General features: G+C 28.0%; 10 protein-coding genes and 1 pseudogene. 6 read left to right on the forward strand and 5 right to left on the reverse strand.

What is annotated here, in order from left to right:
* Positions 1 to 2: 2 nt before the first annotated feature.
* Together CVIC12175_RS00910 and CVIC12175_RS00915 are read left to right on the forward strand one after the other, a co-directional pair.
* Positions 3 to 905 (forward strand): annotated as a pseudogene (locus CVIC12175_RS00910) (transketolase family protein).
* A gap of 65 nt (positions 906 to 970) precedes the next feature.
* A complete protein-coding gene (locus CVIC12175_RS00915) occupies positions 971 to 1,996 on the forward strand; it encodes a GDP-mannose 4,6-dehydratase (RefSeq protein ID WP_269466676.1) in 1,026 nt (341 codons plus the stop codon).
* A 57-nt stretch (positions 1,997 to 2,053) separates the two neighbouring features.
* Here CVIC12175_RS00915 and gmd read toward each other — a convergent pair whose 3' ends face one another.
* Both gmd and CVIC12175_RS00925 read right to left on the reverse strand, forming a co-directional pair.
* On the reverse strand, positions 2,054 to 3,196 hold the full coding sequence (gmd, locus tag CVIC12175_RS00920; RefSeq protein WP_086257171.1) for a GDP-mannose 4,6-dehydratase: 1,143 nt from the start codon (positions 3,194 to 3,196) through the stop codon (positions 2,054 to 2,056).
* Positions 3,196 to 4,566 carry a mannose-1-phosphate guanylyltransferase/mannose-6-phosphate isomerase gene (locus tag CVIC12175_RS00925; RefSeq protein ID WP_086257170.1) on the reverse strand — a complete coding sequence of 457 codons (1,371 nt, stop codon included), beginning with the start codon at positions 4,564 to 4,566 and terminating at the stop codon, positions 3,196 to 3,198. The genes gmd and CVIC12175_RS00925 overlap by 1 nt, the downstream gene beginning before the upstream one ends.
* A gap of 74 nt (positions 4,567 to 4,640) precedes the next feature.
* Between CVIC12175_RS00925 and CVIC12175_RS00930 the strand changes: the two genes are divergently transcribed.
* The 4 genes from CVIC12175_RS00930 to hddC all read left to right on the forward strand — a co-directional run bounded on the left by CVIC12175_RS00930 (position 4,641) and on the right by hddC (position 7,603).
* A complete protein-coding gene (locus CVIC12175_RS00930) occupies positions 4,641 to 5,249 on the forward strand; it encodes a recombinase family protein (protein ID WP_086256305.1) in 609 nt (202 codons plus the stop codon).
* 67 nt (positions 5,250 to 5,316) lie between these two features.
* A complete protein-coding gene (gene hddA, locus CVIC12175_RS00935) occupies positions 5,317 to 6,336 on the forward strand; it encodes a D-glycero-D-manno-heptose 7-phosphate kinase (protein WP_086257448.1) in 1,020 nt (339 codons plus the stop codon).
* A complete protein-coding gene (gmhA2, locus tag CVIC12175_RS00940; RefSeq protein ID WP_086257449.1) occupies positions 6,324 to 6,920 on the forward strand; it encodes a D-sedoheptulose 7-phosphate isomerase in 597 nt (198 codons plus the stop codon). Before hddA ends, gmhA2 begins: the two co-directional genes overlap by 13 nt.
* A complete protein-coding gene (hddC, locus tag CVIC12175_RS00945) occupies positions 6,920 to 7,603 on the forward strand; it encodes a D-glycero-D-manno-heptose 1-phosphate guanosyltransferase (RefSeq protein ID WP_086257450.1) in 684 nt (227 codons plus the stop codon). The genes gmhA2 and hddC overlap by 1 nt, the downstream gene beginning before the upstream one ends.
* Positions 7,604 to 7,842: 239 nt before the next feature.
* On the opposite strand, the gene CVIC12175_RS08610 is transcribed toward hddC, so the two are convergent.
* The 3 genes from CVIC12175_RS08610 to CVIC12175_RS00960 are packed head-to-tail and all read right to left on the reverse strand — an operon-like array spanning position 7,843 to position 13,433.
* Complete coding sequence (locus CVIC12175_RS08610) at positions 7,843 to 9,207, reverse strand: hypothetical protein (protein WP_086315784.1); 1,365 nt, start codon at positions 9,205 to 9,207, stop codon at positions 7,843 to 7,845.
* A gap of 43 nt (positions 9,208 to 9,250) precedes the next feature.
* On the reverse strand, positions 9,251 to 10,261 hold the full coding sequence (locus CVIC12175_RS00955) for a hypothetical protein (RefSeq protein ID WP_086315785.1): 1,011 nt from the start codon (positions 10,259 to 10,261) through the stop codon (positions 9,251 to 9,253).
* A gap of 31 nt (positions 10,262 to 10,292) precedes the next feature.
* Entirely contained in the window at positions 10,293 to 13,433 is a 3,141-nt protein-coding gene (locus CVIC12175_RS00960; protein ID WP_086315786.1) for a CDP-glycerol glycerophosphotransferase family protein, read from the reverse strand.
* Positions 13,434 to 13,436: the final 3 nt, after the last annotated feature.

Here is a 13,436-nt window from a genome sequence, read left to right on the forward strand (position 1 = left end):
CAATGAGAGATACATTTTTTGATTCTTTATATGAATCAATGATTGAAAATGAAAATATATATTTAATTACAGCTGACTTTGGTGCTCCAATGTTAGATAAAATTCGAATATCATTTCCGCAAAGATCAATTAATGTTGGTATTGCCGAACAGAATGCAGTTAATGTTGCAACAGGTTTGGCATTAGAAGGTAAAATAGTGTATGTGTATGGAATAGCACCTTTTATTAGTATGAGACCATTTGAGTAGTTGCGAATAAATTTAAGTGCTTTAAGCTCTTTAAGGAATTTAAATGTAAATATTGTTAGTGTTGGTGCGGGCGTAAGTTATTCTGTTAGTGGTCCAACACATCACTGCTTAGAAGATTTGGGAATTATAAAAACTTTGCCTAATTTTGAAGTTTTTTCTCCTAGTGATTCAAGTTTAGTTAAAACATACTTTAATTACACAATAAATATTAAAAAGCCAAAATATTTGCGTTTTGATGTACATAATTTACCAAACTTAGAATTTAAAATGGATAATTTTGATGATGGTTTTAGAATTTTAGAAGGCAAAAATAATATAGTATTAATATCAACGGGTTATATGTCTAATAAAGTTTTTAATCTTAGTAAAGAATTTGATATAACTTTGATAGATATGTACTCCTTAACTAGTTATAATAAAGTCAAGCTATTTGATTATTTGCAATATTTTGAGCATATTATTACTTTAGAAGAAGGATTTGCAAATAGTGGAGGTTTAGATAGTGAGATTAACTTTAATATAAAAAATAAAAATATTATCAATATGGGCTTTCCTAAAAAATATACATTTGAAATAGGAAATAGAGAACAAATTCATAGTCTTAATGGAATTGGTATTATAGATATTCAAGAAATTATTAAAGACTTAATTAAATAAAATTTAGAAATTATTTAGTAATTAAATGCTACCATAATGCAATCTAATTTTAAGGAAATTTAATAATGAAAGCTTTAATTACTGGATTTACTGGACAAGTTGGCTCTCAAATGGCTGATTTTTTACTAGAAAATACAGATTATGAAGTTATAGGTATGATGCGTTGGCAAGAGCCGATGGATAATGTTTATCACTTAAGTGATAGAATCAATAAGAATGATAGAATTAGCGTATTTTATGCCGATTTAAATGACTATTCAAGTATCCAAAAACTTTTTGAGACTCATCGTCCAGATGTTATTTTTCACTTAGCCGCACAATCTTTTCCTAAAACATCTTTTGATATTCCTATTGAAACTTTACAAACTAACATTGTAGGAACGGCTAATATTTTAGAAAATATTAGAGTTTTAAAGCAAAAAGATGGCTATGATCCAGTTGTGCATGTATGTAGCTCTAGTGAGGTATATGGTAGAGCAAAAGTAGGTGTAAAACTAAATGAAGAAACCCCATTTCACGGTGCTAGTCCATATAGCATTAGCAAAATTGGAACTGATTATTTAGGTAGATTCTATGGAGAAGCGTATGGAATAAAAACATATGTAACAAGAATGGGAACTCATAGCGGCCCAAGGCGTAGTGATGTATTTTTTGAAAGTACGGTAGCAAAGCAGATTGCACTTATTGAAGCAGGATTGCAAGAGCCAATTATAAAAGTTGGAAATCTCTCAAGTGTTAGAACATTTCAAGATTGCAGAGATGCTATTAGGGCATATTATTTGCTTTCAGTAGAGAGCGCTAAAGGTAATGTGCCTTGTGGAGAGGCATTTAATATTGCTGGAGAAGAGGCGTTTAAATTGCCTGAAGTAATTGAGATTTTACTAGGATTTTCTACTAGATATGATATTACAGTGCAAGAAGATGCTGCTAGATTAAGACCAATAGATGCTGATTATCAAATGTTTGATAATACTAAAATTAAAAGCTTTATTAATTGGAAACCAGAAATTCCAGCTAGAAAGATGTTTGAAGATTTGCTAAATCATTGGCGAGATGAGATTAGAAAAGGCCGAATTCCGTTAAATCGTTGATTTGTGAAATTAAGCAATTATTCAAGCTTGTAAGTGAGGCTTACAAGCTTGATGTTGTTATTCATAATAACGCATAATTTTATAGCCATTTTCTTGCAAAAATGCATCTTTGTGCATTAATTTTAAATCGCTTTGCATCATATCATTAACTAAGTCGTGTAAATCAAATTCTCTTTTCCAGCCTAGCTCACGCTCAGCCTTACTTGGATCGCCAAGCAGCAAATCAACCTCTGTAGGTCTAAAATATCTGGGGTCAATTTTTACAACTATTTGTCCGATTCTTAAATGCTTACTAGATAAATTTAGCTCTTTTAAGCGTTCTAAGTCTAATTTGGTAATGAAGCCTACTTCATCAATTTCTTTACCCTTAAAGTCTAAAATAATACCACAATATTTAAATGCAAGTTTGACAAAATCACGAATTTTAGTTGTTTTACCTGTGGCAATTACCCAATCTTGTGCCTCTTTATATTGTAAAATCATCCACATCATTTTAACATAGTCTTTTGCATGACCCCAATCTCTTTTTGCATCTAAATTACCTAGATATAAAATTTTTTGTAAATTTAGTGCTATTTTTGAAACGGCTCTTGTAATTTTTCTAGTTACAAATGTCTCACCTCTTACTGGGCTCTCATGATTAAATAAAATTCCATTACAAGCAAAAATATCGTAAGCCTCTCTATAATTTACTGTAATCCAATAAGCATACATCTTAGCCACTGCATATGGAGAACGCGGATAAAATGGCGTTGTTTCACTTTGTGGAATTTCTTGCACCTTTCCATATAGCTCAGAAGTAGAAGCTTGATATATTTTAGTTTTTTGTATTAAATTTAAAAATTTCACAGCCTCTAATATTCTAAGAGTTCCTAAAGCATCAGCATTAGCTGTATATTCTGGTGTTTCAAAGCTAACATGCACATGACTTTGCGCAGCTAGATTATATATTTCATCAGGTTGAATATCGGAGATTAATCGTGTTAAATTCATAGAATCTGTCATATCGCCAAAATGTAAATGAAAATTATGCCGACTCTTATCATGATGCCCATCAAATAGATGATCAACCCTATCGGTATTAAACAAAGATGAGCGACGCTTAATTCCATGCACTTCATAGCCTTTGCTTAATAAAAATTCGCTTAAATAAGCACCATCTTGTCCTGTAACGCCGGTAATTAAAGCCACTTTAGCCATTATTTATCCTCTCTTCCAAAATCATCATCAAATCTAATAATATCATCTTCTTTTGTATATTCACCTACTTGCACTTCTATAAGAACTACTGGAATTTTTCCTTCATTGCTAAGCCTATGTTTTTGCCCCATTTTTATATAAATAGATTCATTTGGTCTTACTAATTGAGTTTTTCCATCTATTTCTACTATTGCTGTTCCACTGAGTACTATCCAATGTTCATTTCTATGAAAATGCTTTTGCAAGGATAATCTTTTGCCGCATAGAACTTCTATGCGTTTAATTTTATAACCTTGATTATCTTCTAAAATTGTATATTTCCCCCATGGTCGGTAAATTGTTAGTGGATTTTTGCTTAAATTTTCATTATCTTTTATATATTCATAAATTTCTTTAACTTTTTGAGCTGAATTTTTTTGAGTAACTAAAAGGGCGTCGCCTGTATCAACTATAATAAGATTTTCTATATCTATCCCAGCAATGAATTTATTGTGATTTGAGCTAAAGAAAAAATTATTTTTACAATTGATGAGTTTATTATTTGAGTTTATAAAGTTATCATTATCGCCTTTTATTTCTTCATGTAAAGCATCAAAATTGCCTACATCATTCCACTCTATATTAGCTGGAATGATTTTTAATTTTTTGGTTTTTTCCATAAGTGCATAATCGATGCTTATGGATGGGATTTTTTGCATATATTCTTTAGGTATTTTTATTAAATTTTTCTCTTTTATTGCATTATTATAGGCATGTAGGCAAGATTTATATATATCATTTGATAATAGCCTCATCTGTTCTAAAAATATAGAAGCCTTAAATAAAAATATGCCGGAATTCCATAAATAATTTTGTTTATTTATAAACTGCTGAGCTGTTTGCAGATCTGGTTTTTCATGAAATTCTATAACATCATAGTCATTATGTTTAATATAGCCATAGCCAGTATGTGCGCAGCTAGGCTTAATACCAAATGTTACTATAAAATTATCATTTGCAAAATTTATACCTTTATTTATGGTTTCTTTATAAGATTTAATATCTTTAATTAAGTGATCACTTGGCGTTATAAGCATGATCTCATTTGGTGGCAGACTAAGTGCTGCGAGTGTAATAGCAGCAGCAGTATTTTTTGCTATCGGCTCCAATATGTAATTAATATTATCATTTTTTAATTGATTATGAGCTAGAAAATATTGTTCTTGATTAGCAACTATTAAAGTCTTATTGCAAAAACTAGCATTCCTTTTAAATGTTAATTCAAATAATGAGTTATCATTAAAGATTTGTAGAAATTGTTTAGGCATTAATGTTCTACTAATTGGCCAAAGTCTAGTGCCATTACCGCCACATAAAATAATGTTTATCATTCAAAATCCTTAGTTTAAAAAAAGGGGACGATTAATTATAATTTTTTATTAAATTGATTTAAAAAGGATTATTTATGGTTGTTGCGTATATTAGAGTTAGTACAAATAAACAAGATTTAGAGGTTCAAAAACGCCAAATTATTAAATACTCTAAAGAAAAATGTATAAAAATTGATAATTTTATCAGTATTGAAATGAGCTCTAAAAAATCAGCAGAAAAAAGATTAATAAAAAATTTGATAGAAAATTTAGGAGCAGGTGATTTACTTATAACTACTGAAATTTCTAGATTAGGTAGAAATATGCTTGAAGTTATTAATTTAGTTTTAGAATTACACAATAAAGGTGTTCAAATTTGTTTTTTAAGACAAAAGGAGCTTAATAATTTTAATAATCCTACTTTTAAACTTATTTTATCAATCTATGCGTATTTAGCAGAAATGGAAAGAGATTTTATATCTCAAAGAACAAAAGCGGGTTTGGATAATGCTCGTTCTAAAGGTAAAAAAATTGGACGACCAAAAAATTCATTAAGTAGTTATTACGATAAAGATATTAAAGTAATTAAATATTTGATAAAAAATGGAAATTCTATTAAAAATATTTGGATAAAACTTGGCTATAATAAGCATAAAAGCTATGGGGGGTTTTATGCTTTTTGTAAAAATAGGTATTTGATTTAATATGATTTTTAAGCTAAATTCTATTATAATTAATCGTCCCTTTTTTACAAAATACTTAGGATGAATAATGAAAATTATACGCTCACAAACTCCACTCAGGTTAGGTCTAGCTGGTGGGGGGACGGATATAAATTTATATTGTGATAAATACACTGGATATGTACTAAATGCGACAATATCGCTATATGTGCATTGTACATTAATAGAGCGCAATGATGGCAAAATTATATTTGACTCAGCAGATACTAAATCTTATGGCGAGTATCCAAGTGTTATGTATCTAGAAAATGATGGCAATGGTGATATTTTCAAGGCTGTTTATAATAGAATCGTAAAAGATTTTACTCATAAACCGCTTAGTTTTTCACTGCATACTTACTCAGATGTTCCTAGTGGTAGCGGTCTTGGTGGAAGCTCTACTTTGGTTGTAGGTGTGATTCAAGCATTTGTAGAATGGTTGAATTTACCTCTTGGAGAGTATGATATAGCTCATTTAGCTTATGAGATAGAGCGCGAGGATTTAGGTATTGTAGGTGGCGCTCAAGATCAATATGCAGCTACATTTGGCGGATTTAATTTTATGGAATTTTACGATCAAAAAAGAGTAATTGTAAATCCATTAAGAATTAAAAATTGGATAGCTAGCGAATTAGAGGCTAGGACTGTGCTTTATTTTACCAATATTACTAGAGAAGCCAAAGATATAGAAGAGCATAAAAAGGGCAAACTAGGAGATACAAAATCCCTTGAGGCTATGCATGCAATCAAGCAAGATGCAGTAGATATGAAAGAGGCTTTATTTAGAGCAGATTTTAATAAAATAGCTCAAATTTTAGGTAAATCATGGCAATCTAAAAAGGTTATTTCAGAAATAGTAACTAATGATGAATTAGATAGAATATATAATCTTGCTATGAGTAATGGCGCATATAGTGGTAAAACAAGTGGAGCTGGGGCTGGTGGATTTATGTTTTTCTTAGTCGATCCAGTAAAAAAATATAATTTAATTAAAATTTTAAATCAAGAACAAGGCTATGTGCAAGACTTTTCATTTACTAAAGAAGGAACAAAATCGTGGAAATTATAAATAATTATATAAAAAGTCATTTTAAAGATTCTATTGCAGTTAAAAATCAAATTTTGCAAGATGAAGCTATTATAGAATTAATTAAAAAAGTTGCTATAGAGATTACTGATGCCTATAAAAATGGCAATAAAACGCTACTTGCTGGCAATGGTGGAAGTGCTGCTGATGCACAGCATATCGCTGGAGAGTTTGTAAGTCGTTTTTACTTTGATAGACCAGGAATTCCAAGTATAGCATTGAGTACTGATACAAGCATTTTAACAGCAATTGGCAATGACTATGGATATGAGAAGCTGTTTGCAAGACAAGTGCAAGCTCATGGAGTAAAAGGCGATGTATTTATAGGTATTTCTACAAGTGGCAATAGTGCAAATATCATAGAAGCTTTAAAAATTTGCAAAGAAAAAGGAGTAATAAGCGTAGGATTAACTGGACAAAGTGGTGGTAAAATGGCAGATCTTTGCGATTACTGTATCAAAGTCCCTTCAAGTTCTACTCCAAGAATTCAAGAATCGCATATTGTTATAGGTCATATCATTTGTGCTATTGTAGAAGAAGAGATATTTGGTAAGGGATTTAATTAGTGGATACAACCAAAGAAGCAATTATTCTATGCGGTGGGCTTGGAACGCGTCTTAGAAGTGTGATATCAGATATTCCAAAGCCAATGGCGCCAATAAAAAATAAACCTTTTTTGGCGTTTGTATTAGAATATCTAAAAAAACAAAATATTTCTAGAGTTGTTTTAGCGGTTTCATATAAATATGAAATTATACAAGAATATTTTGGAAATTCTTATCTTGGAATGCAGATATTATATAGCATAGAAAAGGAGCCTTTAGGCACTGGTGGAGCTATCTTAGAGGCTTTAAATTTAATAAATAGCGATAGTTGCTATGTATTAAATGGTGATACTTTTTTTGATGCAAATTTAGATAGATTAAAATTAGATAATAGCGATATCTGTGTAGCTTTAAAGCCTATGAAAAACTTTGATAGATATGGAAGTGTTGATATAGATAATAATAGCTATATTTCTGCTTTTAATGAGAAGAAATTTACATCAAATGGATTGATAAATGGTGGAGTTTATTTAATTAAAAAAAATATATTTAACTCATTTAATTTACCTAATAAATTTTCATTTGAAGAGTTTTTTCAAGAAAATTTTTTAATTTTTAATGCTAAAGCTACTGTTTTTGATGATTATTTTATAGATATTGGAATACCACAAGATTATAAAGCCTTTATAGATAAAAACTCTTAGAAATGATGCCTTTAAATTGTTTATATATATGTAAAATGATAATTAAAATTTATAGTTAATCTTTGAAATATAGTTTAATATTATGAATAATATAAGATAAATAGTCATTGCATAAAAATTCTAAATTTGGATATTTGATGTGATTAAATTTATATTATAATTATTTTGAATAATAAGATATTTATATAACCCAAGATTTTAGGATTTGTATAAAATCTTGGGTAGCAATATAAGTATTATTAACGTTTTTTACACTCTTTTTGAATATTTTTGCATTTAAACCATAACTTTATATATCCACCTTTATACCAATTTTTACTAGCTTCTATCATAGCTTCTCCAAGTTTGTATGTTAGGCACTCTTTTTCTTTTAGGGCTTCTTTATAATCTGGATATGACTCTAGTGGTGGGAGCTTTAAGCTTGGATTAGCTTTAATTTTTTCATTATAGGCTATTTGTTCTTTTTTATGCATATCTTTTATATAGCTTAATATATAAGGCATTCTTATATATCCCCATATGCTTTTAGAATTTTCTATCATAGCTTTGCCAAGCTTATAGCTTAGTTGGTTGTGGATACGGGATTTGGCGGTATATATACTTTGTTGTTTTATATTTTCCTTACTTGTTAGTTGTAGAATTTTAATTTTCTTTTTTAATTCTTTATTTTCTTGGATTGCATTGCAATCATATCCTAGCTCTTTTTCTAAAATTTGTGCTTTGAGTTTTTTATTTATTAGATCTTGTTCTAAATTTGAAATCTCTAAGGATTGTTTTTTGATAGGATAGGAGTTGATTTGGTTGTTTAAAATATTAATAATTTCCTTATTTTTTGATAGCTCTAAATTTAGTATATCGATTTTTTTTGTTAGTTCTGGTAATTTATTAGCATTATCTAATATACTTTGTTTTGTTTCTACAAAAGGGTCAAATTTGACATTTTGATATAATTCTCTTAATATAATAAAATCTTTAAAACAGATATATCTTATTGGAACTACAAAATAATCACTAGAAAATCTTGGAGTGATTACATCGCAATCAAAATTATTTATCCAACAAAGATCGCCTTCATTTACAAATCTCATATCTATAAATGGCAAATGTCTAAAATAATTATTAACGCACCAAGTAATTTTATCTTTAATGCCCAATTTATCTTTATGAAAATCAAGATAAAAATCTATATAATCACTCAACTTAAATGGATTAATAAATAAAATATCTGGTCTTGTATATATATATATATCGTAATTTATATTATTTTCTTTTTCATATTCTCGTCGTATTTGATTTACTCTTTTTACACTAACATACATTCCATGACCTAAACTAGGATCGTATGTATCAAGTTTAATTTTTGCAGGTTTATAAATATTTTTTATATCCATAATACATTCAGAACTTAATTTTTTATTTTCCATAGAGGCATAAACTCTATTTTGATGTCTGCTATATTGAGTTTGATATTCATCCCAAGTATGTATAAAAATATCTATATTAGCATAGTATAAATTTGGTTTGATAAAATTATTAAAAAATGATTCATATGTTTTTTTGTAGGTTCGCATATGCCCAAAAAAGTGTATAGCAATTTTTTTCATATTTACTTTCCTTGATTTATATAAACTACTTATAGTTTTACATCTATAAAACTTTATTTTTATGTTCTTTTATAATCGAAAGAGCTTTAAAAATAAATAAAATAAAACCTCCTTTATACCAATTATGTCCTGCTATAATTAATTCTTTTCCGAGCTTGTAACTTAAATAATTAGTATATTTATTAGCATTTGATAATTTCTTTTGTAGCTTATTGATATTTTCTTTATGAAAATTTATCTCATTTTGTAATAATTCTACTGATTTAGATTTTTCTGAAATAATTGTTTTATAAGTTTGATTCTCATCTTTTAAATTTTGAATAAATGAATGTTTAATCATCTCATCATATTCATCTAATTTAGTGTTTTCTCTGCACAATAAATACTCCATGTTTTGTCTATATTTAATAAAAATATTTAATGGATTATCTGGATGTTTATATGCGGTAAGAGCACACATAGTTCCATCATGGTAATTACTCACCCAAAATAGATCGCTTTCATTAGGAAATCTAGGATCCATGACAATAAAATTTAAAGGATATCTAAAATGCCAACAACCAACAAAATTAAATTTATCTGGCAATTGCTTATCTTGAAAAGATGGATGAGTGGCATAAAAATTAAGATATTCATTTAATCTAAATGGTTTTAAAAAATATATATCTGGCCGTGTAGTTAGAAAAAAGTCATATTTAATATTATTCTCTTTTTCATACTCCAATCTTAATTGATTTACTGCTCTAATTTTATGATATCTTTGTGCTTGTTTTCCATTATCTTTTTCAAAGACTATTTTTTTTGGATTATAGATATTTATAACTTCGTTCATATCTTCTTTAGTTAAAGGTTTATTGGATAAAGTTGGGAATAAATTTTGTTTAGCATGCCAAGCATTCGAATCTGTAACATTAAAAACATCCCAAGTATGGATGAAAATATCAACCATATACCCATCTTTAATATTTGGATATATAATATTATCTAAAAAACTTTTGTAAGTTTGTTTGTATGTTCTCATATGTCCATATAGATATACGGCTATCCTCTTCATCTCATATTCCTTTTATTCACATCATTTACTTTTAAATTTTGATAAATTCAATCATTTCATTTAAGCAATTGTTTGCTAAACAAAGAATTCTATCTGTACCCCCCCCAGAAGTAGAAGCTGCTAAAATATTGTTTCTTAAAAGATATAATTCTAAATCTATATCATCTTTTGATATGTTAAATTCATTTTTAAGAATATTGATGGTTTCTTTTATTTTCTCTCGTTTTTCAAGATAGATATATATTCTAAGTTTAGCCCAAGTTAGCATTAATTTATCATTGCTATCTATTTGCATATTTTCTAAAGTATCTAGTACCCACTCTATCTCTTCTTTAGAGTTTTTATTATTAGATAGCACACCTTTTATAAGCTCAATTTTAATATGAGTATTAAACTGAGTTTTATCTTGGATACTTAAAAGAAATTTACTAGCCTCATAGCCATTATTTGATTGTAATGCACAATATAGATATTGTTCTATATCATTTATATCTATATTTTCAAAATTTTCCAAAATATATCGATATCTGCAAGATGCTTCATAAAAACACTCATATTCTAAAGCATCTTTAGCTTTTTGCCTTATTTGCTCTATTGTGATTTTTGATTCATATGGCTTATCAAGCTCTACTATTGCTTGATATATCCTCTTGCAACACTTACCATCTCTAAAAGCAAATGTATTTTCTATATTTGATCTATATGGCTCACCTACTTGACAATTATTTTTTATTAAAATTTCAAGCTCTATTAAAAGCTCTTCTTGGGTAGTGACAACAGGGCCAAAACCATCTCTTTTATAATCAAAATATCCTTTAGTATATGTATGACTATTAAAGAACTCCTCTTCATCGAATTGATAATAGATTACTGGTTTTTTAAGATATCCCATTTCAAAGGCTGCACTAGTATAATCAGTTATCATTAAATCTGATTCTTGAAAATATTTTTGAAATGATTCTCCATCTTCTCTGTATCCAATTTTAATATAATTTGGAATATTTAAATAATTTAATATATCTCTCATATTAAAGTGCGGTACAAATGTAATTGTATAATTATAATCATTGGCTAGTTTTTCTAACGCATTGCTATTGAGTAAAGATAACCATTTAATAAAATATTCAGATTCTAAGAAATTATCTGCTATTTTTCTATCAAAAGTTTTTTCTCTAGGTAGAACTAAATAATTTCTCCATGTAGGCATAATCATTATATTTTTATTATTAGTCCTATTTCCAGCTAGCAAGGCATCGTGTCTTGCCTGACCTGTTAAAGCTACTTCTTTTTTTGTTAATTTATAACGAAATTTGCTATTAAATAAAGAATCAAATTCTTCATAAGTCGTACTAGTTCTTAACTTTATAGGTAGTTTGTTAAAATATTCCGATATATCTACCGCATCGGTGCCATGACCTAAGAATATAAACTTTTGCGCTATATTTAATTTTACTTGATAGCCATTTGGTGTGTGAGAGCTTATGAAAAATTTGCATTTTTTAGCAATTTGATAAAACTCTGCGCTATAACACTCAATTAGATTAAAGCCATCTTTTTCTAATCTAATCCAATCTGGGCAATCCCTCATTAAAGCAAAAACTATTTTTTGATTTGGATAATTTTTTGCTACATATCTGTATAATCGTTCGGCATTATCATCAGCTTCTATATCTCTATCGATAAAAAGCCATACATCTTCTATATTATTATATAGATCAAATTCTTTGCGAATGCTATTGATGCTATGATCATAATTTTTAAATCCTATCATAGATTGCTTACCATCAATAAAGATTTGTAACTTATCTTTTGCAAATTTAGGAACATGCACCCAAAGTAATTTTTCATAGCAAAAAATTCTATCTAAAAAATTATGCTCTATAATTTTTTCATAATCAGGATAAACTTCATTGCCATCAAATCTTATCGATTCTATAGATGTTTTTTGTCTGCTATAATATTGCACAAGAATTTGTTCTTTAACGCAATCATAATCTATTATATAAGATATATTATATGGCAATGTATCTTGTTTAAAGCAATTTAAAATTCCAAATTTATAAAAATAATTATTTCCATTGGCATTAAAAGAGGATATGACTTCACTGTCTGTTAATTCAAATATCTTACTTAATAAGTTTTGATATTGCTCTTTTTCTTGATCGCTCAAAAAGGCAATTTTTTGAGCATTATCCACAAGATTTCTAATTTGATATATGATCATAGAAAAAGCGGAGTATTGCGCGTGCAAAAATAAGCCATTATTTTTATTTCTGCTATCAAGCAATGTTTTTAAACAAATATTTATGGCATCAAGGTAATAGGCTTTATCTTTACTGCTTCTATTCATTGTGGAGTTAGCAACTTCTCTTTTTCTTATATAGTATATGCATTGTGGTAAATATGCAACTTTTTGATTTAAATTGCAACTTAAATAATAATCAATAGTAAAAGCCATATCTTCATAATATTGAATTTCATAGAAGTTGATATTATTATCTAATATATTTTTTATTAAAAATATGGAGCGCGTAGAACTTTGAACTTCCATTCTTAGATTTTGTATATCTTTTATAACAAGCCCTTTATCATGTTTAAAATGTGATAATGGATGCTTTTGATAACTCTTAAATTGTTCAAAATATAACATCTGTTTAGCATGAATAGTAACTATATTCTTATTCTTCGCCAAAAATTCATCTACTTCATAAAAATAGTCCCTATCTAAAAAATCATCTGGATCAGTAAATGTAACCCAGGTAAATTTATCTTTTAGATTAGGGTCTTCTTGGAGTAGTTTTAGTCCTAAATTTCTAGCACTTGCTTGACCGCCATTTTCTTTATAAATATATGTTATGTTTTTTGGATATTTTTTTTGATAATGTTTTATGATTTTAGCTGAATTATCGCTGCTGCCATCATCTACACATATAATATGTATGTTATTTTTAAAATCCAATCTTTGATTAATGATAGAGTTAAAATAATCATTTAAATATTTTTCTACATTATATACGGCTGAAACAATAACATATTTAGAATATCCATTTTTCTTTTTTGGAGTTATTGCTTTTGCTTTATTTTTTATAGGGATATATTTTTTTAAAAACATATCTTTAAAAAAGAGCTTTGGATCTCTTTGTAATTTATTTATCTTTTTTTGTAGTGACATATC

Source organism: Campylobacter vicugnae (assembly GCF_002139875.1).
GTDB classification, from domain to species: Bacteria; Campylobacterota; Campylobacteria; order Campylobacterales; family Campylobacteraceae; genus Campylobacter; species Campylobacter vicugnae.